A 26,222-nucleotide genomic window follows, 5' to 3' on the forward strand; every position below is an offset into this window, starting at 1 on the left:
CCCTTATGACCGCAGGTCAAAACCGCATACCCGTGAATCTTGACTATGCCGCCTCGACGCCCATGCGCGCCGAGGCGCTCCTTGCGCAGCGCGAATACGACGACAGCGAGCTTGCCGGCGTCAACCCCAACTCGCTGCATTCGCTCGGCCGCAAGGCTGCCACGCGTCTGGAGGTTGCACGTCGCGAGATCGCCCGCAGCTTTGGCGCGCGCGTCCGCCCGTCCGAGATTGTACTGACCAACGGCGGCACCGAAGCCAACCAGCTGGCGCTGCTCGGTCTTGCCGAGGGCGCTCGTCAGCGCGATCGCAAGCGCAATCGTGTAATCGTTTCGGCCATCGAGCACGATTCGATTCTGGACAACCTGCCGTTGCTGCGTGCCGCCGGCTTTACCGTCGACCTGGTGAAGCCCTGCCGCATGGGCTACATTAAGCCTGCCACGCTTGTCGAGCTGCTAGGCGACGACGTGGCGCTCGTGAGCATCATGGTTGCCAACAACGAGACCGGCGTGGTGCAGCCCATCCGCGAGCTTGCCGCGGCCACGCATACCGTTGGCGCCCTGTTCCACACCGATGCCATCCAGGGGTATCTGCATATTCCGCTCGATGTCACCGAGCTGGGCGTCGACGCCATGTCCGTCGCAGCCCACAAGATTGGCGGTCCCGTGGCATCTGGCGCACTCTACCTTAAGAGCCGCACGCCGCTGCGCCCGCGCATCTTTGGCGGCGGACAGGAGGCCGGTCGTCGTGCCGGCACGCAAGACCTGCGAACGCAGCTCGCCTTTGCCGCTGCCGCCTCATCTCTGACGCCCCATGTGGCTCAGGAGCGCGCGAAGCTGCAAGCCCTTTCCGACAAGCTCTACGCCACGCTTACGGCTCATCCGCGTATTCATGCCACCATGGGCGACTACGCACAGGCCGATCGCCTGCCGGGCATGGTGTCGATCTACGTTGATGGCATGGACTCCGAGGAGCTCATCGTCAAGCTCGATGCCGCCGGCTTTGAGGTTTCGGCCGGCTCGGCGTGCTCGAGCGGCAGCATGGACCCGAGCCATGTGCTCAGCGCCATGGGCATTGGTCGCGAGCAGGCACTAGGTGCACTGCGCATTTCCTTTGACGACCGCGTGAATCCGGACGATCTGGACGAGTTTGCCCAGACGCTGCTCTCGATCGCAGGTGCCGCATGATCGTCGCCGAGCTCGAGCGCGCGCTACTGGCACGCTATCCCAAGACGGACACCGAGCCCTGGGACCACGTAGGACTCTCCGTTGGCGATCCGGCCGCGGAGATCACCGGCGTTGCCTGCGCACTCGATGCGACTGAGGCTAATGTTCGCCGCGCCCAAGAAGCAAGCGCCAACGTGCTGCTGACGCATCATCCCATATACATCAAGGCACCCGAGGCCTTTTGTCCGGCGGATGCCACACGACCCCAGTGCAGTGCGGCCCTCTACGAGGCTGCCCGCTGCGGGGTGAGCATTATCTCGCTCCACACCAACCTGGACCGCTCGCACGAAGCCCGTGTCTGCCTGAGCAAGCTGCTGGGTGCCGCACCCGTGAGCTCACTGGAGCACGTGGACGACCCCGAGGCCACCGGCCTGGGCGCACTTGCAACGCTCAACGACCCGTGCACGCTGCGCGATCTTGCCACCCGTGCTGCCACGGCCTTTGGCAGCGACCCGCGTGTGTGGGGCAAAGCTGATCGCCCGTGCCGCACCGTCGCCATTTTGGGCGGCTCCCTGGGCGACTTCGGAGAGCTCGCCATCGCCGCGGGCGCAGATGTTGTCGTGACGGGCGAGGCGGGCTACCACGTGGCGCAAGACCTTGCCTTGCGCGGGCTGCCGGTGATCTTGCTCGGCCACGACCGCTCCGAGGAGCCGTTCGTTGATATATTGATGAACTCTGCAGTTGACGCCGGGGCCGACCCCCGTCATGCGATTAAAATACTGAACCCTTGCCAATGGTGGACTGTGACAAAAGGAGAGAACTTATGAGCGCCGGCGCTACGCTACTCAAGCTGCAACAGATCGATTTGGAGCTCGCCCGCAACAAGAGCGAACTTGCCAATATGCCGGAGCTCAAGGAGCTCGCTTCCAAGCGCAAGACCTACGTTAAGCTCAAGGCCGAAATGACCAGGCTCTACGCCCAACGCAAGGACCTGGATATTGAGCTCGACGATCTCAACACCACCGAGATTCAGACCAATAACGCCATCGAGGCCGCCAAGAAGCGCCATGTCGACGGCTCTGACTATCGCGAGGTTCAGGACCTGGAGAACGAGCTCGCCACCCTGGCCAAGCGTCTGGACAAGATTGAGCACACCCGCAAGGACGTCGTTGTCGCCCACAAAGAGGCGCTCGACCGCGAGACCCGCGCGCAGGCAATCATCGCCAAGTTCGAAGAGGGCGTGAAGGCCGATACCAAGGCCGCCCGCGCCAAGGCTGCCGACCTGCAGGCTCAGATCGAAGCCGCCACTAAGGAGCGCACCGCGCTGGCCGCCACGCTGCCGGCCGACGTGCTCACCGACTACGAGCGTCTGCTCAAGCAGTTCCGCGGCTTGGCCGTCGAGACCATCCAGGGCAACATCCCCACGGTCTGCCACACCGCGCTGCAGGCGTCATCCATGAGCGACCTCAACCACGACGGTAGTGAGATTACGCACTGCCCGTACTGCCACCGCCTGCTGGTGCTCCCGAGCAAGGAAGCTTAAACGATGGCGGCACCCAACAATTCAATGCAACTTGAGGGAAAAACGATCCTGCTGGGCATTACCGGCGGGATCGCCGCCTATAAGTCGTGCAATATCGTGCGCCTGCTCCAAAAGCGCGGCGCGCACGTCAAGGTCGTCATGAGCGAGCATGCCACTGAGTTTGTGGGGCCGCTCACCTTCCGCGCACTCACCAATGAGCCCGTTGCCGTGGGCCTATTCGACGACCCCTCCGACCCCATCCACCATATCTCGCTGGCGCAGGAGCCCGACGTGGTGGTCGTGGCGCCCGCGACGGCCAACATCATCGCTAAGATGGCCAACGGCATCGCCGACGACCTCATCTCCACCACGCTGCTTGCCACGCCGCGCCCCATCGTGATCGCACCGGCCATGAACAATGGCATGTGGAAGGCACCGGCCACGCAGGCCAACATGGCCACGCTGCGCGAGCGCGGTGTCAATGTTGTGGGTCCGGGTAGCGGTTACCTTGCCTGCGGCGACGTGGACACGGGACGCATGAGCGAGCCCGAGGACGTCGTCGAGGCTGTCTGTGAGGTGCTCAACCCCGTGCCGCAAGACCTGACGGGCAAGCGCATCGTCATCACCGCCGGCCCCACGCACGAGCCGATCGACCCGGTGCGCTTCATTGGCAACCGTTCTTCGGGCAAGATGGGTATCGCCCTGGCGGGGGAGGCCGCACGTCGCGGTGCCGCCGTCACGCTCGTGCTGGGACCGACATCGCTCGATATTCCTCGCGGCGTAAAGTGCGTGCGCGTGCAGACCGCCGCAGAGATGCTGCAGGCGGCGTTAAACGCCTTCCAGACGGCCGACGCTGCCATTTGCGCTGCGGCCGTCGCCGACTACACCCCCGCGGCCCCTGCCAACCACAAGCTCAAAAAGGCCAACGAGCGCCTGGATCGCATCGAACTAGTCGAGACGGTTGATATTTTGGCCGAGCTTTCGTGCCAAAAGGGAGAGCGATGCGTGATCGGATTTGCGGCCGAGACCGATAACGTCGTGGAGTACGCGCAGCGCAAACTTGCCCGCAAGGGTTGCGATGTAATTATCGCCAACGATGTCTCGCGCGCCGATTCAGGCTTTGGAACCGACACTAACAAGGCCTGGATTGTGAGCACAACAGGTACGAAAGAACTTCCCGTTCTAACAAAACCCCAGCTCGCAGATACAATTTTGGACTTGCTTCAAAATTTATAAAAAAGTTCTTGCACAAGTCTAAAGTTTCGGGTTAATATACTCCCTGTTGCGAGCGAGAGCAGAGCAACAAACAAAAGCTTCGGGACGTGGCGCAGCTTGGTAGCGCACTTGACTGGGGGTCAAGGGGTCGCTGGTTCGAATCCAGTCGTCCCGACCAGAAGTTTGCAGGTCAGGCACCTAGTGCCTGACCTTTTTTGTTTTAAGCAATTGCTTAATTTTGATTAAGCAACAGGGTGCCAAAAATCTACCTACGCGATAATCGCCTTTTGCGGCTACTTGCGCGTTTTGCACGCGCTTGAGCCGATTTATTAACGCGATATGAATCTACATACGCGTAGCTGGTATGCAGCCGAGTACAGGCTGTATTTATCGCGGCGATTAACACAGATATAGCGACTATAACGGACAAGCATGTCGCTGTATTTATTCCAGTAGTTCACTTGATCGGTGGACAAGTGGGCTGTTGCAACGAAACGCCAAGCGGGATGGGCTCTATACGAGGACGCCGCAGGGTAATGGCGGGGGAGTGCGGCAGACGCTCTGAGAGCCGCTGTGTGATCCCATGTCTCCTTAACTCGATAATTTGTGATTCAAGCCACGAATCGGTCGAGCAATTGCCAAAAGAACGGCCCATGCAGGATTGCACGGGCCTTACATCAGATCAAATTTGAGCTAGAAGCACCAAGCGGAGCAGACGCAACACCATCTCGTCGCGGCCTCGGCGAGCGACATATCGCAGTCGAGGTAGACAACGAGGAAGTCGTCAGATCCCGCACAGGGGGACCGCGATGGTGACCACCGCGCCGCCCGAGGGGCTGTTGGCGAGCAAGACGGAGCCCCCGTGGGCGCTCGCGGCCTCGGAGGCGACGTGGAGGCCGAGCCCGTAGTGGCGGCCTCCGTCGCGCGAGGAGCGGGACGAGTCGTCTGTGAAGAGGCGCTCGCAGCCGCGTTCGAGGGCGGCGGGAGAGAAGCCCGGTCCGTCGTCGGCCACCTCGATGACGAGGTGTCCGCCCGCGACGTCGCAGGAGACCGCCACGCGCGAGCGTGCGTGCTCGGCGGCGTTGGCCACGAGGTTCGCGGCGGCTCGCGCCAGGGCGGTTCGGTCGAGCGGGGCCTCGGGCGCGTCCGCGACAGCGGGGCCCGTGGCCGCGTCGAGCGTCACGCCTCGCGCCCGGGCGATCTGGGCGGCCTCGGCGAGGACCTGTTCGCAGAGCTCGGCCGGCCGCATGGGGGCCCTCTCCGCCCCGCCGGACCCGCGCGAGGCCTCGATGAGCAGGCGCACGTAGCCGTCGAGCCTTTCGACACCGCCGGCTATGTCGCGCGCGGCGGCCGAGAGGTCGCTGTCATTCTCGTCTTCCAGCTCCTCCGCCACGAAGTCGGCGTTGGCGCGCAGCACGGTAAGCGGCGTCTTGAGATCGTGGGCGAGCGACGCCATCTGCTCGCGCTGCCCCCGCTCCGCGGCCCAGCGGGCCTCGAGCGACTCGGCGAGGGAGGCCCGCATGGCGTCCATCGCGGCGAGGACGTCGTTCACCTCACGCACGTTGGTGCTGCCGACCGCGAAGTCGAGCTCCCCCGCGCCAACGCGCCCCGCCGCCTCCGCGAGCGGCGCCATCTTGCGCGAGATCACGCGGCTCGCACGACGCGCCACGAGCGCGAGCGCGAGCGCGCTTCCCACAGCGGCGCCGACGAGCATGAGGCTCTGCGGGTTGGGAAGCAGGCCGGCGAGATCGCGCGAGACCCACTGCGGCAGGTACTCGCTGACAAGTGCGCATGCCCCGCCGTCCTTGAGCGGGAACGCGGCGTAGGTGAGGCCCGAGCCCCCGCCCTCGATCTCCACTGTGCCCGGATCAGCGGCGAGTGCCGTACGGGCCATTTCCGTCGCGTCCTCGAGCCGCGTGCCCTCGAGGTCTGTCATCAGCACGTATCCGTCCTTGTTCAGGATGAGGTAGCGGTACGCCGTCGGCACGTCCTGCTGCCCGCAGACGCCGTCGCGTGCCAGGCCCTCCGCGACCTCGCGTGCATTGGCCGGCCCCCAGCTTGCCTCGTAGACGAAGCCCACATTGATCGCCGCGGAGAGCGCCATGAACGAGGCGAGCCACGCCGTGGCGACCGCCGCGAACGCGTAGGCGAAGTAGCGCGCGATGACGAAGGAGAGCGGCATGCCCCCGCGACCTCGCGCCCCGATCCTCAGAGCTGCCACTTGTACCCCATCCCCCAGACGGTCGCGATCGGATCGGCGCCGGCCTCGGAGAGTTTCCTCCGGGCGCGGCTGACCTGCATGGATATGGCCGCGTCGTCGGCGTCGCTCTCCCAGCCGAGCACAGCCTCGCGTATCTGCGCGCGGCTCATGACCTGCCCGGGGTGGCGCGCGAGGTACTCGCAGATGGCGTACTCGGTGGGCGTGAGCGGCACGGCCTCGCCGCCCACGGAGAGGCCGCGCGCCCCGAGGTCGATCCGCACCTCCCCGAAGGAGAGGGCGTGCGAGCGCGGCCGGCGCTCACGGCGTAGATGGGCCGCGACCTTGGCGCGCAGTTCCGCGGCCCCGAAGGGCTTGCGGACGTAGTCGTCGGCGCCCAGGCCGTAGGCGGCCACGGCGTCCTCCTCGGCCACGCGCGCGGTCAGGAAGACGATGGGGCCGTCGAAGTCCGGGCGGATCTGCCGCACGAGCTCGAAGCCGTCGAGCCCCGGCATCATGACGTCGCAGAGCACGAGGTCGAAGCGCGAGAGGTCCATCCCCGGGACTGTCGTCGGGTCGGCCGCCCTGACGACCTCATGGCCGTCGCGGCCGAGGACGCGCGCGAGCGCGTCGAGGATCGCCCGTTCATCATCCACTGCCAGTATCCTCGCCATGTTCGACCTCCTGAAACTCTCGTCGGAATTGTACTAGCGCCGCACTCAGCGGTCCAGAGCCCTGCGCGCAGCCGCGGGCGCCTCGGCCGCGTCGCACGCGTGGTAGCGCACGCCCGAGCCGCCGCGCGCCTCGATCTCGAGCCAGCCCTCGCCGTCCGACTCCCGCCCGAAGAAGATGAGCTGGAGCTCTCGGACATTGCCCCTGTCGTCCGCAGCGTCGAGCAGGGCATTCCCGCCCAGGACGAGCGCTGCGGAGAGGAGGACGAGCATGGCGGCGAGCGCCTTCCTACGCATCTGCCCTCCCGTCCTCGAAGCGGCAGAACCAGGCGAGAAGGACGGCGGCGGCTGCCAGGGTGAGCGCGAGGCCAGCGAGCGCAGTCGTGAGGAGAGGGCCCGCCGCGCGTGCGGCGTCGATGAAGGCCTCCACCCCGAGCGACCCCAGGCGCGCGGGCCAGGCGAGCGGCACCCAGCCCAGGGGCGTCGCCAGGGCACCGGTGAGCTCGCCGGTCATGAGGCCGTGTGCAAGTCCGCCCACCGAGAAGAACGCGAGGAGCGTCCCCGCCGCGCCGCCGCCGATGGCGGCGTTGCGGCCGAGGCGCAGGGCCACGCCGAGCCCCAGCGCGTAGAGGGGCAAGCTGCCCAGCACGATGCCCGCCCAGGCGGCCGCAAGCGGAGCGGGCCCGAGCGGCAGGCGTCCGGCGACGGCGAGCGCGCCCCCGAACACGCTGAGCGCCACGGCCAGCGCGCCCGCGCCGAGCGCCGCAAGGGCGAGCAGCTTCGCCGCGACGGCGCGCCCTCGCGAGGGGACCGCCGTGAGGTTGGTGAGGCGCCCGGCAGCGCGCTCCTCGTCCACGGCGAGCCCGCAGACGATGGCGGACATGAGCGGCATGAGGGCGCCGAGGAACTGGGCGTAGGCGTCCGCGCCCAGCGCCGGGTCCCATCGGGTTACGGAGAAGTACTCGCCGCAGGCAAGACCGGCCGCCAGGCCGCAGGCGAGGTGCACCGCCGCGAGCGGGGAGCGCGCCAGGCGCAGGGCCTCGGAGAGCAGGGCCCGCGGGAGAGTCATGCGCGGCGTCGGGTCGGAGAGTCGTGTCATGGCCATCACCTCTCCTCGGAGCGCGCGAACCAGGCCGCGCCCGCCGCCGTGAGCGCGGCGAACGCGAGCGCGCAGACCGCAAGGCCCGCCAGCGTGAGCATGCCGTCCGCCATGAGCGCCCCGCCGAGCGCCATGTCCGCCGCGAGCGGCTCGCCGCTCGGCAGCACGGGGATGAAGCTCGTGGGGATGACCATGTTCGCCGACGGCGGAAAGAGCTGCGGCAGCGGCACCAACGACCAGGCGAACCCACCTACGAGTTGCGCGGCGAGCGGGCAGAAGATGCCCGCGAGCATGCCGAGCCGCGCCGTGAGGAAGAGCCCTGCGGGGATCATCCACGCCGCGGTCACCGTGTTGGCGAGCGCGCAGAGGAGCATCGTGAGCGTGCCCGCGGCCGTGAGACCCTGCGAGGAGAACGCCGATCCCGCGAGGTAGATGCCGAAGACCACGAGGTTCGAGAGCGTGCAAAGAGCGAGGCACCAGAGCGCCTTAGCCCACCAGGCTCGCCCGAGCGGGAAGCCCAGGCCCAGAAGCCCCCGCATCCGCGTGCGAGCGTCCGCCCGCGCGACGCACGCCACCACGAGCGAGAGAGACACGGGCAGGAAGAGCGCGTACCAGTAGTTCCACGCGCTAAAGATCTGCACGCCCCGGTAGGGCATCGCGCCGAGCAGCGGCATCGGCAGCGCCATGAGCACGGTCAGGCGAACCGGTGCCGCGTGGCGCGACTTCAGGGCCTCGGCGCGCAGGCCCGCGAGCAGGCCGCCTTTCTCACCCGTCATGCCGCCACCTCCCCGCGCGCTCGTCGCCCTTCCCGGCAGAAGCTCATGAAGAGTTCCTCGAAGTCCTGTCCGGGACGAAGCGCATCCTCGTAGGCGAGGCGCCCCCCGCAGATGATGCCGATGGTGTCCGCCATCTGCTGCACCTCGGAGAGGATGTGGCTCGAGACGATCACCGTCGTACCCGCCGCCGCGAAGCCGCGGATCTGGTCGCGCAGCTCCTCGATGCCGATGGGGTCGAGGCCGTTGGTGGGCTCGTCGAGCACGAGCAGGCGTGGCCGGGCGATCAGCGCCAGTGCGAGCCCCAGGCGCTGCCGCATGCCCATCGAGAAGCGCCCGGCGCGCTTCTTCCCGGTGTCCGCGAGGTCCACGGCGGCGAGCACCTCATCTATGCGGCTCTCGGGAAGGCCCAGCAGCGTGGTGCGCACGCGCAGGTTCTCTCGCGCGGTGAGGTTGGGGTAGAGCGGCGCCTCCTCGATGAGGCTGCCGATTGCGTAGAGGTCCTCGCGGCGCCAGGCGTGCCCGGCAAAGAGGATCTCCCCGGCCGTCGGCCGCAGCATCCCGCAGATCATCTTGAGCGTTGTCGACTTGCCGGCGCCGTTGGGACCGAGCAGCCCGTACACCTCGCCCTCGCGGATATGAAGGCTCACATCGGCCACGGCGTCCTGCGCCTGGTCGCCGCGGCCGAAGCGCTTGGTGAGCCCACGCGTCTCGAGCATGTAACCCATGGGTTTATCCTTTCTCTTCCGGGAGCGCGGGCCGAGTCACCGTGCCCGCGCGCCTTACCTTTCGGGTTCACCATCCATGGTGGGGCGCGTTTCTAACGAAGCCGTAACGGCCGTTGGGCTCTTTTGGCGCCAACCCTTCTCGACCCGCACATCATGATTAATTTGCTTAAGGCAACAACTTTCCCGATCGATGTAATCACCGAATCAAAACGTGTACATCAGCCATCAAAGATGCCGAAAAATGTCATATTTGGAGGCTGATGTACACAAATGCAGAATCCCGCACAACCCAGTAGCATCCTCCATATGTCTGGACTCTCTATGCATACGCTGGATAGACATCGCCGGAACGGGTATAGTATCGAAAGTTTTGTCGTTAACCAGCGGGGGAGTCCTGTGGGCATCAAAAAGAAGATCAAAAAGGAGCTTATCGGCACTTCCGATTACCCGTCGAATAAGATCTTTACGATCTCCAATTTCATCACCTTTACGCGCCTGATCCTCACCCTGGTATTTCTGTACCTGTTTGTGACGGATAACAACCGCGTCATCGCCATCGTTATCTACGCCGTTGCCGCCTCTACCGACTGGATGGACGGTCAGATCGCCCGCATGACCAAGACGGTCTCGTGGCTCGGCAAGGTCATGGATCCCATCTGCGACCGTGCGCTGCTGTTCACCGGCGTACTTGGGCTGGTGGTTCGCGGAGAGTTGCCAATCTGGGTCTGCGTGCTCATTATTGGCCGCGACATCTATCTGGGCATCGGCACGCTTATCGTGCGTCATTATCACCGTCGCCCCATCGATGTCGTCTTTCCCGGAAAGATTGCCACTGCACTGCTCATGACCGGCTTCTCGCTCATGCTGCTCGGGTTCCCCGTTATTGACGGCCTGCATCTTTTACCTTCAACCCTTACGGCCTTCCCGGGCCTCAACGGAAGCTCGGTGCCCCTCGGCATCTTCTTTGTGTACGGCGGCGTGATCTTCTCCATGCTCACGGCTGTCATCTATTCCATTAAGGGCGGAGTGGCCATTAAACAGGCTCTCGCGCATCCCGAGGACGAGGACATCGACTTTCTGAACCCTGAAATCGAAGACTGATTCGTTGGGGTATGATTACGTACGGTTCATTATTTGCGGCACGTCCGCGATAAGTTAGGGGTTGTCATGGACAACATGGTTAACAATATGCCTCAGAATGATAAGGCTGCTGACGCTACCTGCGTATTCCGCGTGCCTTCAAGCGACGTCACCGTTCCCGACCTCATGGCCAACGTGCGCATCACCGCACCCGTTCTGTCCATCGTCAAGGGTCCGCAGACTGGTGCCGCCTTTGAGCTCGAGGACAACGTGACCACCATCGGCCGCGATCCTGCGAACGGCATCTTCCTCAATGACATGACCGTTTCGCGTAGCCACGCGCGCATTATTCGCGAGGGCCTCGGCGCTCGCATTGAGGACCTGGGCTCGCTCAATGGCACCTGGGTCGACGGCGCCATTGTCAACGCGGCCCCGCTGCACGATGGTTCTTCCGTCCAGATCGGTACGTTTACGCTCATCTACCACGAGAGCACGCCGGAGCGCATCGAAACCGGTGAGTAGGGCATGGCCGAACGCAACTATCTGAGTATCGGCCAAGTCGTCAACCTTCTTCGAGGCGCATACCCCGATCTTTCGAACTCAAAAATTAGATTTCTAGAAGATGAGGGGCTCATTACCCCTCATCGTACGCCTAAGGGATACCGTCAGTACTCTAAGGAGGACGTTGATCGCCTGGAGGTCATTCTGCACTTGCAGAAGACCCGCTACATGCCGCTCAACGTGATTAAGCAGCGCTTGGAAAACGCCACGGACCTGTCAACGCTCGCCTACGAGGTGGGCTTGCTGTCCGATGTTCCGCTCAAGACGGAGCCCAAGGAGACTAAGCAAAAGCTGCATCCCATCGAGACCATTCCCGATATGCTGGGCGTCGAGATTTCGTTTATCCGCTCGCTCGCCGAGAACGACCTCATTCGCATCATCAAGAGTCCGCAGAATCGTGAGCTCGTCGATGGTCGCGATTTTCCAATCATCCGCTACTGCTCCGAGCTGTCACGCTTCCATATCGAGCCCCGCAACCTGCGTCAGTACGTGTCTTCCGCCAACCGCGAGTCCTCGATGTTTGAGCAGGTGCTCGTGAGCATGCTCGGCATGGATACCTCCGATGACGAGCGCGACGCCAAGCTCGAGCGTGCGTTTAAGAAGCTTCACGACCTGACCGAGGGTGTGCACACCGCGCTCCTTAAGAACCGTGTCTTTGAGTCGCTCAACGCCGTGGTCGAGGATGCCGATATCGATGCTCTCGATGAGGAGATCGCGCGTTCCGAATCCACCAAGGCCAAAAGCGATGGGGCAAGCGTCCCCGCGGTTGCCGCGCACGAGGAGTCGCTCGTGCAGCCGTCCAAGGTCGTCGTCCCCTCGCATAGCTCGTCTGCTAACACGGGTAAATAACCGCCGTCCACCCGGCAATCCATGAAAGGTCACGCCATGTACGACTTCGAATCTCATATCGTCGATATCCCCGACTATCCCGAGCCCGGAGTCGTCTTTAAGGACATCACGCCGCTCTTTGGCAATCCCGAGGCCCTGAAGGCCATGGTGGATGCCCTGGCCGAGCATTTTGCCGACATGGGCATTACCAAGGTCGTAGGACCCGAGGCCCGCGGCTTTATGGTCGGCGTTCCCGTGGCCGTCGCCCTGGGTGCCGGCTTTGTTCCCGCACGTAAGCCGGGTAAACTGCCGCGCAAGACGGTCAGCGAGAGCTACGAGCTCGAGTATGGAACGGATTCTATCGAGATTCACGCCGATGCTATCAGCTCTAAAGATACCGTGTTGATTCTGGACGACTTGGTCGCGACGGGCGGAACCGTCGAGGCAACAGGTAAACTGGTGCGAGATATGGGCGCGAAGCTTGTGGGTTACGGTTGTATCCTTGAGCTTGCGTTTCTCAACCCGCGCAAGAAGCTCACGCCTTCTAACGAGGACATTGAGCTCTTTAGCCTGGTAACGGTGGACTAGCCGCTACCCTTAGATACCGGAAAGGAAGCTCCATGCGCACAGCAAACACGCACAGAAACATGGCACGCTGCGCTGCTACGGCAACCCTCGCTTGTGTTTTGGGCCTGGGCCTCGTGGCTCCGGCCTACGCCGATACCGCATCCGACCTTGCCGCTGCTCGTACCAAGCTCGAGCAGATCGGCACGCAAACCCAGCAAATTCATGAAGAACTCTCCGCACAGACGCAGGAGCTTGATCAGACTGCAGGCGAGATCACGCAAAAGCAGCAAGAGATCGCCGAAGGCCAGGCCAAGCTCTCTAACTACGTTGCCGGTGAGTACAAGACCGGCGGTCTGAGCCTGCTTCAGGTTTTGACGGGCGTCGACGATCTGGGCGACATGCTCAACCGTCTCTTCTACTACGGCAAGGTGTCCGACAAGCAGGCCCAGACCATTCAGGATGTCAAGGACCTTAAGCAGCAGCTCACCGATAAGCAGACCGAGCAGGAGAAGAACGTAGCCGCGACGCAGAAGAAGGTCGACGAGCTCAATGCCCAGCAGGCTGAGGCCCAGAGCGTCGTGAACTCCCTGGATTCTCAGCTGCAAGCCGAGCTTGCCGCCGAGGCCGAGGCCAACGCCGCGCTGCAGGCTGGCATAAATGCCAGTACTGCCGAAAAGGCCACGGTGAGCAACGATACCGCCGTTACGACCGAGAACACCAACAATGGTGGCGGAACGACCAACAACGGCGGCAACACGCCCGCGCCCGCTCCGGCTCCTGCTCCCACGCCGCAGCCCGTGACGCCCGCTCCGACTCCGACGCCTTCCGCACCGAGCCAGTCCGTTGACGGCGGTACCGTTGTTTCGCGCGCCTACAGCAAGCTCGGATACGCTTATTCCTGGGGCGGCATTGGACCGAACAGCTTTGACTGCTCCGGTTTTGTAAGCTATTGCCTCACGGGCCGCTACTGCCGCCTGGGCACCACCGGCACCTTCATGGGTTGGACCCGTGTGTCCGATCCGCAACCCGGCGATGTTGTGGTTAACTCCTACCATACCGGCATCTATATCGGTAATGGTCAGATGATCCATGCTTCCGACTACAAAACCGGCGTTATCATCAGCTCCGTTGCAGCCGGTATGAACAACAACTACATCTTCGTACGCTACTAATTTATTACTACAGCGAACGAACGTGGGCCTCGCGATCTTGAGTCACGAGGCCCATTCTTTTTGCGCCTACCGTTTGCCTTATGAACAGAACGGCTATCTAGTATTCAAAACTAGATAGCCGTTCAATTTATGAGAAAGACGGCTATAATTGTTGAGGAACAATTAGAAAGGACCCTCAATGAGCTGGGCACTTATCTCCGATTCGAGCTGCAATCTTCGCGATTGGCAACCGACTGCACCCCGTACCACCTTTGCATTCGCACCCCTCAAAATTCGAGTGGGGGAGCGTGAATTCATCGATGACCTTTCGCTCGATGTTCATGAGCTCAACTGCGCTGTTCAGGCGGAGACGAACGCTTCTTCGAGCGCTTGTCCCAGCGTAGGGGAGTGGGCCGAGCTCTTCAAATTGGCAGACAAGACCATCTGCATGCCAATCTCTGAGGGCGTGTCGGGCAGCTACAACGCAGCAGCCACGGCTCGCGATATGGTTCTTGCCGAGGAACCGGACCGCAATATTCATCTTGTCAATTCGCGCGCAGCTGGCGGCAAAATGGACCTCATTTTCTTGCTGTTCGACCGCTATCTTGCAAGCAATCCGGATGTCTCATTCGAGGACGCTTGCGCATACTTCGATAGCCTTGAGCAGAACAGCAAAATCCTCTTCAGCTTGTGCAATTACGAAAACCTGGCCAAAGCCGGACGTATCCCTAAGGCAGCCGGCGTCATTGCCAACAAGCTCAATATCCGCATTTTGGGCACGGCGAGCGAAGCGGGCAAAATTGAACTCGTTGGGCACACCCGCGGCGAAAAGAAGATGCTCACCAAGATTGTCGACACCATGGAGGCCGAAGGCTTTACCGGCGGCGAGGTCGTTATCGACCATGTCGAGAATGAGGCGGGCGCTCAGGCGCTTGCCAGCCGCATTGCGGAGCATTGGCCCGGCTCCAAGACGATTATCATGCCCTGTAACGGGCTAGATTCATACTATGCCGAGATGCACGGCCTCATTATCGGCTACGGTATGGGCGTGGCGTCGGGCCGATAATATCCAACTAGACAAACGTACGGGCGGGATAAGGAGCCATTGGCTCTTTATCCCGCCCGTCTTATACCTCGGTTAGCTATTAAACCCATTGAACTTGAGATAGCTCATCAGATACGCCTTCGAAACGAAGGACGATACCGCACTGCGCACGAGCAGCGATTCGCGCGTAACCTGATGTGCGGTATCGGGCACGGGAGTCTGCTCAACAGAAAACGCCGCACGAATCGATGCCTCGAGCTGATCGACAACATAATCGAAAGCCGTCGGAGCGTCGTAGCTCAAGCGCTGAATATTAAAGAGCGCCTGAACCGCTGCGATGGGCAGCACCTGCTTAAAGATACAAATGGCGATGAGACGCGCAATCTGCTCACGGCCATACTGCTTTTTAACGGGAGCAGGAACGAGCCCGACCTTCACATAGTTATTGATCATCGACGGCGTTATAACGGGCTGCTCTACGCAAATGGAAAGCGGCTCCATCCACAGTGCAACATACTCAATGACCTGATCGCGATAGAGCGTTACGTTGGGCAGCTGGTCATAGCGTGGCAGGCTCAACGCGTTGAGTTTACCCACCATATCGGACTGAATAAATGCATCCGGCAGAACCGTCGGCTGAATATCCTCAGGCTTAATGCTGACCGACGTATCGGACATCGGGATAACATGTTTAGCGTGGTTCATAAGAGGCCTCCGTTCGTTTTCTATATTGTATTCTAGGTTATCTAGTTTTGCATACCACATAGTCGCCAAGTAAAAGTGGTTGGACAGCACATTGATGCACCGTCCAACCACTTTGTGTAAAGATAGCAACCTTACATAAGATATATTATCGTACTTATCCGCGTAGGAAAGCGTATGAGCTGGTTGCCGCTATGGCTCCGTCCGAAACGGCGGTCACAACCTGGCGTAAACGCTTGGAACGGATATCGCCGGCTGCGAATAAGCCGGGCGTACGGGTAGCCATCGAATCGTCGGTGACAATGCCGCCGTCGGGAGCCAGATCGACGAGATGCTCAACCAGCTCGGTATGCGGCTGCGTCCCCGTAAAGACAAAGATGCCAAATGAGCCAGGTTCAAAGGACTCAGTGTGCATTTCACCAGTCGCATTGTCCTTGAACGTAATGGTTGTGGGCATCGCTTCACCAGAAAGCTTAACAATACTAGTTTGGTACCTAACTGAAATGTTGTCCTTTGCAAGCACCTTATTCACAACGCCCTCGGGTGCACGGAACTGATCGCGACGCAGCACGATGGTCACGCTGCTGGCAATGTCGGAAAGGAACAGCGCCTCCTCGCATGCTGAATTGCCGCCTCCGATAACAAAGACCTGCTTGCCGCGGAAGAACATACCGTCACATGTTGCGCAATACGAAACGCCACGACCGCGATACGTGTCCTCGCCAACAAAACCCGCAGGACGCGGTGTGGCGCCCATGCACGCAATGACGCTCTTGGCCGTTGTGTCACCCATATCATGATGGATGGTAAATTGAGCCGCATCGGCATCGTAGTCGACGCCTGTTACCATACTCCATTCAACCTGAGCCCCCAGGCCTTCAGCATGCTGTTGAAACCGCTCACCAAGTTCGGCACCGCTCAGCAGCGGAATGCCAGGATAATTCTCAATCTCGTTGCTCGTGGCAATCTGTCCGCCGGACATGCCCTGCTCAAGAACGGTTGTCGTAAGATTGGCGCGCGCCGCATAAATGGCGGCAGCATAACCCGCGGGACCGCCGCCGATAATCGCAACATCGATTGTCTGATCGGTAATCATGAAGAGTCCTCTCGTCGAAACGTTGTCGTTCTTTGCGCTCATACCCAAATTTACGTGAACGTGACACTCATGCACTACAATGATAAATCCGTGTTACAACGTCGAAGGGGAGTTATCGATGGATCAGACGCAGACGAGCGACGACGCTCCCCTGCTCACGCTTAGCACTCCCCAATCGGAGCAAACCACGCTCCTGGATCAGCAAAAACCTCTCGTGACCATCGTGCACGCCTCGGTTGGCTCGGGCCACAAGGCCGCCGCAAATGCGATTGCGCAGGCATTCGACCTCATCCGCGGCACCAATGGTATCCCCGAGGATGTTGAGATTGAAGTGCTCGATATCCTTGATTTTGGACGTATTAAATTCGACGGCAATAAGACCGCGGCTTCTTTTACGGGAGCCACGCGCCCCATTTACGACCTGACCTGGCGATATACGCTTACGGGACATCTGCTCTGGGGTGGTGGCACGGCATGGTCGAGAATTATGTTCCCCGCCTTCAACGATTATATTCGTAGCCGCAGGCCCATAGCCGTGGTCGCAACGCACATCACAGCAGCCAATGTTGCCGTGGGCGCCCGCGTAATTACGGGTATCGATTATCCGGTCATCTGCGTACCGACCGACTACGAAGTCGAGGGATGGTGGCCCCACAAGGACACCGATTTATTCTGTGTTGCCAACGAATTTATGGCCGAAACGCTGCGTCCGCGCAAGGTGCTCGAGACAAAGATTCGCATTACCGGCATTCCTATTCGCGCCGGATTCGACACGGATTACGATCGCGAGGAAGAGCTAGCTAAGTTCAACCTCCCCACCGACAAGACCGTCGTGCTGGTAATGGCCGGTGCCAGCTTGCCTCAACCGTACGTTCGCTTTCGCGCGGAGATGGACCGCACCCTCCCCTTCCTACGCAGCTTCGAAGACATGCACTTTGTCTTTTTGCCGGGCAAAGACACCGAATATGCCACCCGCCTCAAAACGCTCTTCGACGCCATGAAGCTCGAAAACGTCACGGTTCTGGACTATGTCGATGATATGGCAGCGCTTATGCACGGCTGCGACCTGGCAATTCTCAAATCGGGCGGACTCACCGTCACCGAATGCCTGTGCGCACACCTGCCGATGATCCTGCTGGGCAAGTCCTATGGCCAGGAAAAGGCCAACACCACCATGCTCACCGGCATGGGCGCCAGCATGCATGTCACCACCGCACGAGAGCTCATCGTTACCCTACGTCACTTGCACGATCATCCCGAATCACTCAAAGCCCTACTCATCAACGGCGAAGTACTACGCCGCCCCCACGCAGCCGAAGACATAGCCATCGCCGCCATGGAGCTCGTAGGCAAACCCCAAAAGCGCAAACGAGCCTTCTGCCGCTTCTACTGGGGCGAAAAACCTGCGCATATCAGGTAGCGTCTTAATGTCCGCTTACCTGCGGGAGGCCCCTATATATCATCCCATGCTCAAACATTCTCGCTTCGCTGCGAAACTGCGCGTGGGACGATATATAGGGGCCTCCCGCAGGTAAGCTGCGTTTACGTACTAGCAGCTATACCAGATTCCCCTCCAGTAGAATCTGCAAAGGGGAACCAGAAAATATAAATACAGTAAGTCGATGCGACAAAGGAGGCGTCCCTTTATCGCATCGACTTACTAGAAAAGTAAATATTGTTTCAAGCGAGTAACCGCCCGCCTGCCTCTCACACATATCGTTCCACGCGCAGTTTCGCAGCGAGCGAAGCGACGCGAGAATGTTTGAGCATGGAATGATATAGGTAAGCCCCGGGCGGGAGGGATACGAGCGCCCTAGGCGATGCCGCTGGAGCCGAAGCCTCCTTTGCCTCGGTCGGTTTCGTCTAGTTCTTCTACTTCTATAAGGTTGACCGTGGGGACTTCTTGGATGACGAGTTGGGCTATGCGGTCGCCTTTATTGATTTGAATGTTAATGGAGGGATTCAGATTGATGAGGATAACCTTGAGTTCTCCTCGGTAGTGGGCGTCGATGAGGCCCGGCGTATTGACTATAGACAGGCCCTGCTTGATGGCCAAGCCGCTGCGGGGCTGGACGAAGCCGGCGTAGCCATCGGGCAGGGCGATGGCCAGCCCCGTAGAGACCAGACGGCGTTCGAAGGGCTTCAGGACGCAGTCCTCGTTGGAGCGCAAATCCAAGCCGGCATCAGTGGGATGGGCGTATTTGGGAAGCTCGACGGTGGGATCGAGACGCTTTATGTTGACGGTAATGTTGGACATGGAATCACCTTAGCTTGTCGAGCTCTTGCAGAAACTCATCGACGTCTTTGAAATCGCGGTAGACCGAGGCAAAGCGGATGTACGCAACCTTGTCGATCTTGGCCAAGCGCTTGAGCACCATGTCACCCAACTCATGGGACGTGACGGCCGTCAGCGTGCGAGAGCGCAGCTCGACCTCGATGTCATCGATAATCTCATTGAGCTTCTTAGTGTCGATATCGCGCTTGATGGTGGCTCGCATCAAGCCGACGAGCAGCTTATTGCGATCGAACCGCTGCTTGGTTCCGTCTGACTTAATGACCTCGATAGGGTCCTCGCATCGCTCGAACGTTGTAAAGCGGTAGTTACACGAGCAACATTCGCGGCGACGCTTAATGGTGTTATTTGACTCCTGCATACGGGAATCAACGACGCGGGTATGTGCCTTGCCGCATTTGGGACAGCGCATGGTACCTCCTCTTAAACGATAACAAGGGTACCATGCGCAGCGCGATAATGATTACGAACGATCAGGAACCTTAAGATGCGCACCGGCGGCGAGCGAACCATGCTCCAGATGATTGACGCTACGGATCATGTCGGAAGTCTCTTGCGTGGAAAGGCCTTCGATTGGATATTCCTCGGCAAGCGACCAAAGAGAATCGCCAGGCTGAACGCGAATGGTCTCGTAGGTAATGTTGGAAACGGACTCGGCATACGCGGCGTGACGAGCGCTAAAGACCGACATAGCGAGGACAAAGAAGAGCGTAAGCGCAACGGCGACGGCGACAATCGTCGGAACCTTCGGGGCAACGCGGGCCGGCGCGACTACAGCCTGCTGATTGCGCGCAGGCTTTACGGTCAAAGGCTGAAAGCCGGAGCGGCCACCCTGAACAACCGTAAAAGTGGGTTCTGCAGGCGTCTCGAGCTTAAGGGCGAGGTTTCCCTGGACCATATTCGTTACGTTCATCATGTTCTCCTCTCGCGTGTTTTGCTGAGAACAGTTTTATCAAGCCGCGCGGACAAAAATGTCTAGCGCGAGAACGAATGTTCGGTTATTATTATCTTCGAACAGTTGTTCCTGTCAAGCAAAATTCGAACATTTGTTTGACATGGGTAGAGAGGATGCCCTGATGGCTCGCAAAATTACCAAGCGTCAGCAGCAAATTTACGACTTCATCAAGGAATATCAGCAGGAGAAGGGTTATCCGCCCAGCGTGCGCGAGATGGCTTCTGCCGTGGGCCTTTCCTCCCCCAGCACCGTGCACGCCCATCTCTCTGCCCTGGAGGCGCGCGGGCTACTCAAGCGCGATGCCACCAAACCGCGCGCCCTGGAACTCTTTAACGAGGATGGTTCCTCTGTCTCAATTTCTAAATCTGACGAGCCCACCGCACCTCGCGGAACGGTCTCGCTACCGCTCGTTGGTCGCGTCGCGGCTGGGATTCCCATTCTGGCCGAGCAGAATATCGAAGACACGTTTACTATCCCGACCGAAATCGCCACTGATCAGGGTTCCTTTATCCTTGAGGTGCATGGGAGCTCAATGATCAATGTCGGCATCTTCAATGGCGATTACATCATCGTCCGTGAACAAAAGAGTGCCATGAACGGCGAAATTGTCGTGGCCATGATTGATGGTTCGGCGACCGTCAAGACGTTCTACAAGGAGCAGGGGCGTGTGCGCTTGCAGCCCGAGAACGACACCATGGAACCTATTTATGCAACGAATCCCGTTATCCTGGGCAAAGTCGTCGGCTTGATGCGCCGGTTCTCGTAATGCAAAAACGCATAACCATATTTGATACCGTCCGCGGGTTTACGATGATTTCTATGGCAGGTTTTCACGCTTGCTATGATCTCGCCTACCTGTACGGCTGGGATATACCCTGGTTTACCCAGTCAGTCTTTCAAGACATCTGGCGCGCCAGCATCAGCTGGGTATTTTTGTTTATCGCCGGTTGGATGTGCACCCTTTCGCGCAACAATATCAAACGTGCCGCCAAATACGCCTTAGCAGCACTCGTTGTCTGGTTGGCAACAACACTTGTCTCAGTCGACGATTCGGTTAATTTTGGCATCATCTACTGCATGGCCGCATGCACCGGCATCGTAGCGTTGACCGATCCCGTCCTTAAGAAGATAGCGGCGAGATGGGGCATGCCCCTATGCCTTATGTTGTTCGCAATCACCTGGAGCATCCCCAAAACGATCTACCCTGTCCCCTACCTAGCGTGGCTGGGATTTCCGAGCCCTGGGTTTATCTCAGGTGATTACTACCCCATCATCCCGTTTATCTTTATGTATCTTGCAGGATACTTCGCCGCACACATAGCGCAGGGAATCGATAAGACCGTCCCTAGCTGGGCCTACGCCAACCCCCTGCCGGCGCTCGCCAGCCTTGGACGTCACGCTCTCCCCTTTTATCTGCTGCATCAGCCCATCATTCTGGGCATTTTGGAGCTCGTCTACTCGGTGCGATAACGCTCGAGCCGCGGTGCAATACGAGCCGGCAACTTCGCCACAATGCGAACGCCGTCCTCGAGATATTCCTCATGCAGAAGGGTTCCCTGCTCATGCACCAGCGTGATGAGAGCGCCCTCACGATACGGGATATCAGCGGAGAGCAACACATCGGTGGCAGCTGCCTCGCGAGCAATCCGGTCGACGAGATCGTCGAGGCCCTCGCCCGTTTGGGCCGAGAACAGAACGGCCTCCGGATAGCGACGACGGAAACTCAATCGATCGACGCTATCGAGAAGATCGATTTTATTGAATACGGTCAGCGTTAAACGCTCTCCGGCGCCGATCTCATCAAGCACGCGGTCGACAGCCTCCAGCTGCCGCTCATAGTCCTCGTCAGACGCATCTACGACTTTGAGAATTAGATCGGCACCCAAAACCTCGGACAGCGTCGATTTAAAGGCATCGACCAGACCATGGGGCAGCTTTTGAATAAAGCCGACGGTATCGGTAATCGTCATGCCGCGACCGCCGGGCAGACGATACGAACGCGTCGTCGGGTCGAGCGTAGCAAACAGCTTGTCCTGCGAAAGTACCGTAGAGCCGGTCAGACGATTGAGTAACGTCGATTTACCGGCATTGGTATAACCGGCTAACGCGACGCGAAACGCCGGTGACTCAATGCGACTCTTGGATTGGACATCGCGACGCTGTTCAACCTGCTTGAGCTCACGACGAAGCGCAGTGATCTTATTACGAATGAGGCGACGGTCGACCTCGAGCTGACTTTCGCCCTGACCAAAACGTGAGCCGATGCCGCCGCGCGTCTGCTCCTTGGCGAGATGGCTCCACATGCCACGCAGGCGAGGCAACAAATATTGAAGCTGTGCCAGCTGTACCTGCAGGCGTCCCTCACGCGTCTGAGCATGCAGGCCAAAGATATCCAGGATCAGTGCTGTACGATCGATAATCTTTACCGGCTCGCCCACGGCTTTCTCCAAATAGGATTGCTGCGAGGGGGTCAGGTCGTCGTCAAAAATAACGACATCGGCATCCATGCGATGCACCAGGCCGCACAGCTCTTCAACCTTACCGGAACCGATAAACGATTTAGGATACGGCTTTACCAAACGCTGCGACAAGCGTGCCACGCACCGGGCACCAGCTGTGTGAGCAAGACGCTCCAGCTCATCAAGCGAGCGATCGAGCGGCCATGCATTGTCGCGCCACTCAACACCAACTAAAATGGCACGCTCGGGCTCGGGTGCCGTGGGAACAAGGGGGAAACGGGCCATTAGGCAGCCTCAATACGATGCAGGATATCCTCAACGACCTCATCGATCGTACATTCATCCATATCAAACCACACGATACGGTCATCGCGCTTAAACCACGAAAGCTGACGCTTGGCATAACGACGCGAACGCATCTTAATGAGTTCGCGGGCCTCATCCATGCTCATCACGCCATTGAAAGCATCAATGATCTCTTTATAGCCAATTGCCTGCATCGACGTCAGGGCATCTCCCAGACCCTGGGCCATAAGACCGCGGACCTCATCGACAAGACCCTGCTCAAACATCAGATCGACGCGCAGATTAATGCGCTCGTAGAGCACCTCGCGATTACGCGTCAGACCAAACCATAGGGCATGATAATGCTCGCGCGGAACACTAAACTGACTTTTTTGTTGTGCATAGGAGATACCATCATCATGCATCTCGAGCGCACGAATCACACGGCGCACGTTATGGGGATGAATAACAGCAGCCGATTCTGGATCGCGCTCGGCAAGCAGGGCATGCAGTTCTTCCTCGCCAATACGCTCGGCAAGCTCCTGATAGCCCGCACGGCGATCGTCCTCAAGTTCACCCGAGGGAAAGTCCATCTCATCAAGGGCAGCCTTGAGATACAGCCCCGTACCTCCGCAAAAAACCGGCAGGCAACCCGAACCAAGGAGACGTTCAACATGCGCGCGAGCGTCAGCCTGATAAAGCGCAGCAGAATATGCTACACCCGGCTCTACAATGTCGACGAGACGCAGCGGCGCCGTACACTCATCGGGCGCCATCTTTGCGGTACCGATGTCCATGCCGCGATAGATTTGCATCGCATCGCACGACAGCACTTCGGACGAAAGACGAGCTGCCAAACGGTCGGCAACATCACTCTTACCAACCGCTGTCGGACCGACGATCGCAACGGCGGAAAGGCCTGCCCCGGGAGAAACCATTAGCGCGGCTCGCCCACAACGGAACCGGACAAATACCAGGTCTTGGCAACGTCAACGTTAACATCAACGATCTTGCCAACAAGCTGATCGATGCTGTAACCCTCGGGGATAGGCGCATGCACGGTCTGATTCTTGGGACTCTTGCCCAGCAGGACCGCATCGTTCTTTTTACTCGTTCCCTCAATGAGCGCGGGAACCACAGTATGAAGCTCACCCTGGTTATACTCGTGTGCCGTGGTCTCGATAACCTTAACCAGGCGATTGAAACGCTCGAGAATAACCTCATGCGGCGTAGGATCGTCAATCTCGGCGGCCGGGGTACCGGCGCGCTTGGAATAGATGAAGGTATAGGCCTGAGCATAGCGGACCGTCTCGGCAAGTGAGAGCGTCTGCTCAAAGTCTTCTTCAGTCTCGCCCGGGAAGCCAACGATAATGTCGGTCGAGAGCGCGATATCGGGCATGCGGTTGCGAATGCGATCGACCAGGCCCAGATAGTCCTCGCGTGTATAACGGCGATTCATCTCTTTGAGGATCCGCGTCGAACCTGACTGGACGGCCAGGTGCAGTTGCGGCATTACGGCAGGTGTCTCGGCCATGGCGTCGATGGTCTCGGGCAGCAGGTCCTTAGGATGCGAAGACGTAAAGAAGATGCGCTCCACGCCCGTATCGCCCACGGCACGCAGCAAATCGGCAAAACGCGGCTTGCCAAACAGATCGCGACCATATGAGTTAACGTTTTGGCCCAGCAGCGTAATCTCACGCACGCCCTGGCGCACCAGACCGGTCACCTCGTCGACAATCTCCTCGAAGGGGCGGCTCTTTTCGCGACCGCGTACGTACGGCACGATGCAATAGGTGCAGAAATTATTGCAGCCTGTCATGATGGGCACCCAGGCGTGATACTGGGTCTCGCGATGCCACGGCATGCTCATGGCGTCCGTATCCTCATGCTCATTGGTGCGGATATGACGCTTACCATCAAGGAACGCCTCGGCAATGAGCTCGGCCACATGTGCAATGGAATGCGTGCCAAAGATGACATTGACGTTATCGACGTTGGTGAGCAGGCCCTCGCCATCGCGCTGCGCGATGCAACCGCCAACGGCAACCACGCGCTTGCCCGAAGGCGAAGGCGGCAGGCTTTTGCAGGAATTGCACTGACCGTACAGGCGAGTATCGGCGGCCTCGCGCACGCAGCACGTCATGAAGACAACGATATCGGCATGCGCGGGATCGAACGCCATGAGGCAGCCATACGAATCAAGCAGACCGCTCACACGCTCGGAGTCGTGCTGATTCATCTGGCAGCCAAAGGTGCGGATAAAGTAGGTTTTACCGGCAAGAATATCGCGTACGGAACGCTGGTCCATGTGCATAAGTCCTAACGATGGGGAGCGAAACAAGGCAAGCAGAAGCTATGCCACAGGCTTAACATCATCCATGACGACGTTATCCATAGCAGCTCGATTGATCTGGTGAACGTAGATAGAAAGGCGGATGGCCGTGCGCGACTCCCCGTTAATGAGGATGTCGGAGAACACGGGCGCGCAGGAAATATCAAAACCGGTTGGAATCAAAAAACCGCGCGCGATAGCAACGGCCTTAATAGCCTGGTTGACGGCACCGGCGCCGACACACTGGATGTTGACGGGTACACCATCCTTGACCATGCCGGCGATGGCGCCGGCAACGGACGCGGGCGATGATTTGCTTGATACCTTCAGGCAATCCATGAAGAAACTCCTGCATTTAAAAGTACGTTTTAACTGCAATAACTGTATCGTACCGAGTGGACTCGGTAAAGGCACTATTCCTCTTTGGCAAGATCAAAGGTCACGGTGATTCGATCACGCGAAACACGGATCTTTGGGTCGCCGCAAAGGTTGAGATAGTACCGGGTGGCAAGGTCATTAAAGTCGCGTTCCACAGCGCGCGAAAACTGTGCCATGTCATCCTTGGCAATACGTAGCCCGCGACGATCCTTCGCGAGATCGACAGGAGCCGGCGCATGCGAGGACGAATCACGCTCGCGCAGCAGACGCGCGGTCACACCGCGAACGGGCTTAATCTGCCCTGCCAAAATGCGATGGGCCGTGCGCTCGGACATCTCAAGACCCAAACCCGAACAAATACGGATAAAGTCCTCGGCATCAGAAGCAAGGCCTAAACGATCGACAACCGGAAGCTCGCTCTCGTCATCAATGAACAGGAGACGAGACGTATCGAGCCGACTTGACGCTTGAGCATAAAGGGTCGCGGCAATCTCAGACGGAGAACCGAGATAGACATCGCAACCACGCAACTCCTCGAGCGCAAACTCACAAGCAGCGCGAATAATATTATGTGGACCGCGAGCGCAGACATAACGTCCGTCCTCATCCTTGACGGCCTGGGGCCAGCTGGACTGATCGGCACGCTCACTGAGGCGGTCGGCCGCAACGCTCACCTTGAAGGCTGAACCAAGATCGACGCCGGACGTGACCACACGGGCCTCGTCGGTGTTCTGCTTGATCGAAAACAATGCCATGCCACGACCGTGAACGCCCCAACGGTCCATCTTCATGCTCTCGAGCTTGGAGGTAACGCGGGCATCAAAGATTCGCTCTTGCATATCCTGCGGAACGCCAGAACCGTTATCCAGAAAGACAAGCGTGCGGACGCCATCTTCCTTGGTCGTGGCGAGATAGACCTTGTCGGCGCCGGCATCGCGAGCATTACGGAGCATTTCGATGACGATGTCCTCGACATGCTGAATGTCGTGCTTAGCCTGGCGCCGCTCGGCCTCCGAAACGCGGAGGCGGACATACCCCTCGCCAAGGTTCTCCTCGACGCGAAGGTTGCCCTCCCCCGACATCGACGCGATAAATGAGATGAGCTCGTTCGCGTCGCTCATG

At 59.6% G+C, this 26,222-nt stretch carries 29 protein-coding genes and 1 tRNA gene; 14 read left to right on the forward strand and 16 right to left on the reverse strand.

Going from position 1 to position 26,222, the window contains the following annotated elements:
• The first annotated feature begins 5 nt into the window (after positions 1–5).
• The 5 genes from DXB53_RS02440 to DXB53_RS02460 all read left to right on the forward strand — a co-directional run bounded on the left by DXB53_RS02440 (position 6) and on the right by DXB53_RS02460 (position 4,078).
• Positions 6–1,184 carry a cysteine desulfurase family protein gene (locus tag DXB53_RS02440; RefSeq protein WP_117583170.1) on the forward strand — a complete coding sequence of 393 codons (1,179 nt, stop codon included), beginning with the start codon at positions 6–8 and terminating at the stop codon, positions 1,182–1,184.
• A complete protein-coding gene (locus DXB53_RS02445) occupies positions 1,181–1,990 on the forward strand; it encodes a Nif3-like dinuclear metal center hexameric protein (protein WP_117583171.1) in 810 nt (269 codons plus the stop codon). Before DXB53_RS02440 ends, DXB53_RS02445 begins: the two co-directional genes overlap by 4 nt.
• Positions 1,987–2,706, forward strand: coding sequence for a zinc ribbon domain-containing protein (locus tag DXB53_RS02450; protein WP_117583172.1), 720 nt, complete (start codon positions 1,987–1,989; stop codon positions 2,704–2,706). Before DXB53_RS02445 ends, DXB53_RS02450 begins: the two co-directional genes overlap by 4 nt.
• Before the next feature lie 3 nt (positions 2,707–2,709).
• Positions 2,710–3,921, forward strand: coding sequence for a bifunctional phosphopantothenoylcysteine decarboxylase/phosphopantothenate--cysteine ligase CoaBC (gene coaBC, locus DXB53_RS02455; protein WP_233503783.1), 1,212 nt, complete (start codon positions 2,710–2,712; stop codon positions 3,919–3,921).
• A gap of 80 nt (positions 3,922–4,001) precedes the next feature.
• Positions 4,002–4,078 (forward strand) — tRNA-Pro (locus tag DXB53_RS02460).
• A gap of 606 nt (positions 4,079–4,684) precedes the next feature.
• On the opposite strand, the gene DXB53_RS02465 is transcribed toward DXB53_RS02460, so the two are convergent.
• Genes DXB53_RS02465 through DXB53_RS02490 form a run of 6 tightly spaced genes read right to left on the reverse strand, consistent with a single transcriptional unit; the run spans position 4,685 to position 9,368 of the window.
• The gene (locus DXB53_RS02465; protein WP_117583173.1) at positions 4,685–6,082 is read right to left on the reverse strand and encodes a sensor histidine kinase KdpD; all 1,398 of its coding nucleotides are present in this window, start codon (positions 6,080–6,082) and stop codon (positions 4,685–4,687) included.
• Positions 6,083–6,108: 26 nt separating this feature from the next.
• A complete protein-coding gene (locus DXB53_RS02470) occupies positions 6,109–6,771 on the reverse strand; it encodes a response regulator transcription factor (RefSeq protein ID WP_117583174.1) in 663 nt (220 codons plus the stop codon).
• Between the two features lie 45 nt (positions 6,772–6,816).
• Positions 6,817–7,065: a hypothetical protein gene (locus DXB53_RS02475; protein ID WP_117583175.1), complete on the reverse strand. Its 249-nt coding sequence runs from the start codon at positions 7,063–7,065 to the stop codon at positions 6,817–6,819.
• Positions 7,058–7,873 (reverse strand): lantibiotic ABC transporter permease, encoded by an 816-nt coding sequence (locus DXB53_RS02480; protein WP_117583176.1) that lies wholly within the window; start codon positions 7,871–7,873, stop codon positions 7,058–7,060. Before DXB53_RS02480 ends, DXB53_RS02475 begins: the two co-directional genes overlap by 8 nt.
• Complete coding sequence (locus DXB53_RS02485; protein ID WP_117583177.1) at positions 7,873–8,643, reverse strand: hypothetical protein; 771 nt, start codon at positions 8,641–8,643, stop codon at positions 7,873–7,875. Before DXB53_RS02485 ends, DXB53_RS02480 begins: the two co-directional genes overlap by 1 nt.
• On the reverse strand, positions 8,640–9,368 hold the full coding sequence (locus DXB53_RS02490; RefSeq protein WP_117583178.1) for a lantibiotic protection ABC transporter ATP-binding protein: 729 nt from the start codon (positions 9,366–9,368) through the stop codon (positions 8,640–8,642). The genes DXB53_RS02485 and DXB53_RS02490 overlap by 4 nt, the downstream gene beginning before the upstream one ends.
• 396 nt (positions 9,369–9,764) lie before the next feature.
• Between DXB53_RS02490 and DXB53_RS02495 the strand changes: the two genes are divergently transcribed.
• The 6 genes from DXB53_RS02495 to DXB53_RS02520 all read left to right on the forward strand — a co-directional run bounded on the left by DXB53_RS02495 (position 9,765) and on the right by DXB53_RS02520 (position 14,621).
• Complete coding sequence (locus DXB53_RS02495; RefSeq protein WP_089573364.1) at positions 9,765–10,469, forward strand: CDP-alcohol phosphatidyltransferase family protein; 705 nt, start codon at positions 9,765–9,767, stop codon at positions 10,467–10,469.
• Positions 10,470–10,535: 66 nt separating this feature from the next.
• On the forward strand, positions 10,536–10,970 hold the full coding sequence (locus DXB53_RS02500; RefSeq protein WP_199409668.1) for an FHA domain-containing protein: 435 nt from the start codon (positions 10,536–10,538) through the stop codon (positions 10,968–10,970).
• A 3-nt stretch (positions 10,971–10,973) separates the two neighbouring features.
• Positions 10,974–11,858 carry a MerR family transcriptional regulator gene (locus DXB53_RS02505; RefSeq protein ID WP_117583179.1) on the forward strand — a complete coding sequence of 295 codons (885 nt, stop codon included), beginning with the start codon at positions 10,974–10,976 and terminating at the stop codon, positions 11,856–11,858.
• Positions 11,859–11,894: 36 nt separating this feature from the next.
• Positions 11,895–12,425 (forward strand): adenine phosphoribosyltransferase, encoded by a 531-nt coding sequence (locus tag DXB53_RS02510; RefSeq protein WP_199408847.1) that lies wholly within the window; start codon positions 11,895–11,897, stop codon positions 12,423–12,425.
• Positions 12,426–12,457: 32 nt separating this feature from the next.
• Positions 12,458–13,576 carry an NlpC/P60 family protein gene (locus tag DXB53_RS02515; RefSeq protein WP_117583181.1) on the forward strand — a complete coding sequence of 373 codons (1,119 nt, stop codon included), beginning with the start codon at positions 12,458–12,460 and terminating at the stop codon, positions 13,574–13,576.
• A gap of 178 nt (positions 13,577–13,754) precedes the next feature.
• A complete protein-coding gene (locus DXB53_RS02520; protein ID WP_117583182.1) occupies positions 13,755–14,621 on the forward strand; it encodes a DegV family protein in 867 nt (288 codons plus the stop codon).
• A gap of 72 nt (positions 14,622–14,693) precedes the next feature.
• Here DXB53_RS02520 and DXB53_RS02525 read toward each other — a convergent pair whose 3' ends face one another.
• Complete coding sequence (locus DXB53_RS02525) at positions 14,694–15,305, reverse strand: DUF1836 domain-containing protein (protein WP_187361898.1); 612 nt, start codon at positions 15,303–15,305, stop codon at positions 14,694–14,696.
• 154 nt (positions 15,306–15,459) lie between these two features.
• A complete protein-coding gene (locus DXB53_RS02530) occupies positions 15,460–16,398 on the reverse strand; it encodes an NAD(P)/FAD-dependent oxidoreductase (RefSeq protein WP_199408846.1) in 939 nt (312 codons plus the stop codon).
• A gap of 118 nt (positions 16,399–16,516) precedes the next feature.
• Between DXB53_RS02530 and DXB53_RS02535 the strand changes: the two genes are divergently transcribed.
• Positions 16,517–17,818, forward strand: a complete 1,302-nt coding sequence (locus DXB53_RS02535) for a glycosyltransferase (protein ID WP_117583184.1) — start codon at positions 16,517–16,519, stop codon at positions 17,816–17,818.
• Positions 17,819–18,211: 393 nt separating this feature from the next.
• On the opposite strand, the gene dut is transcribed toward DXB53_RS02535, so the two are convergent.
• From dut to DXB53_RS02550, 3 genes are read right to left on the reverse strand one after another with little or no spacing between them, the layout of a single operon-like run.
• Complete coding sequence (dut, locus tag DXB53_RS02540; RefSeq protein WP_117583185.1) at positions 18,212–18,655, reverse strand: dUTP diphosphatase; 444 nt, start codon at positions 18,653–18,655, stop codon at positions 18,212–18,214.
• Positions 18,656–18,659: 4 nt separating this feature from the next.
• The gene (gene nrdR, locus DXB53_RS02545; protein WP_022093781.1) at positions 18,660–19,103 is read right to left on the reverse strand and encodes a transcriptional regulator NrdR; all 444 of its coding nucleotides are present in this window, start codon (positions 19,101–19,103) and stop codon (positions 18,660–18,662) included.
• A gap of 51 nt (positions 19,104–19,154) precedes the next feature.
• Complete coding sequence (locus DXB53_RS02550; RefSeq protein ID WP_158551612.1) at positions 19,155–19,604, reverse strand: LysM peptidoglycan-binding domain-containing protein; 450 nt, start codon at positions 19,602–19,604, stop codon at positions 19,155–19,157.
• Between the two features lie 163 nt (positions 19,605–19,767).
• Between DXB53_RS02550 and lexA the strand changes: the two genes are divergently transcribed.
• Both lexA and DXB53_RS02560 read left to right on the forward strand, forming a co-directional pair.
• Positions 19,768–20,412 (forward strand): transcriptional repressor LexA, encoded by a 645-nt coding sequence (lexA, locus tag DXB53_RS02555; RefSeq protein ID WP_040359862.1) that lies wholly within the window; start codon positions 19,768–19,770, stop codon positions 20,410–20,412.
• Positions 20,413–20,465: 53 nt separating this feature from the next.
• Positions 20,466–21,116 carry a heparan-alpha-glucosaminide N-acetyltransferase gene (locus DXB53_RS02560; RefSeq protein ID WP_233503784.1) on the forward strand — a complete coding sequence of 217 codons (651 nt, stop codon included), beginning with the start codon at positions 20,466–20,468 and terminating at the stop codon, positions 21,114–21,116.
• On the opposite strand, the gene hflX is transcribed toward DXB53_RS02560, so the two are convergent.
• The 5 genes from hflX to DXB53_RS02585 all read right to left on the reverse strand — a co-directional run bounded on the left by hflX (position 21,101) and on the right by DXB53_RS02585 (position 26,221).
• Entirely contained in the window at positions 21,101–22,390 is a 1,290-nt protein-coding gene (gene hflX, locus DXB53_RS02565; protein ID WP_117583188.1) for a GTPase HflX, read from the reverse strand. The two genes, DXB53_RS02560 and hflX, sit on opposite strands and share 16 nt — an antisense overlap.
• A complete protein-coding gene (gene miaA, locus DXB53_RS02570; RefSeq protein WP_117583189.1) occupies positions 22,390–23,328 on the reverse strand; it encodes a tRNA (adenosine(37)-N6)-dimethylallyltransferase MiaA in 939 nt (312 codons plus the stop codon). Before miaA ends, hflX begins: the two co-directional genes overlap by 1 nt.
• Entirely contained in the window at positions 23,328–24,698 is a 1,371-nt protein-coding gene (gene miaB / locus DXB53_RS02575) for a tRNA (N6-isopentenyl adenosine(37)-C2)-methylthiotransferase MiaB (RefSeq protein ID WP_117583190.1), read from the reverse strand. Before miaB ends, miaA begins: the two co-directional genes overlap by 1 nt.
• A gap of 45 nt (positions 24,699–24,743) precedes the next feature.
• Complete coding sequence (locus DXB53_RS02580; protein ID WP_006235982.1) at positions 24,744–25,061, reverse strand: stage V sporulation protein S; 318 nt, start codon at positions 25,059–25,061, stop codon at positions 24,744–24,746.
• A gap of 74 nt (positions 25,062–25,135) precedes the next feature.
• Entirely contained in the window at positions 25,136–26,221 is a 1,086-nt protein-coding gene (locus tag DXB53_RS02585) for an ATP-binding protein (protein ID WP_117583191.1), read from the reverse strand.
• Position 26,222: the final 1 nt, after the last annotated feature.

The sequence above is a fragment of the Collinsella sp. OM04-5 genome (assembly GCF_003439125.1).
GTDB lineage: Bacteria > Actinomycetota > Coriobacteriia > Coriobacteriales > Coriobacteriaceae > Collinsella.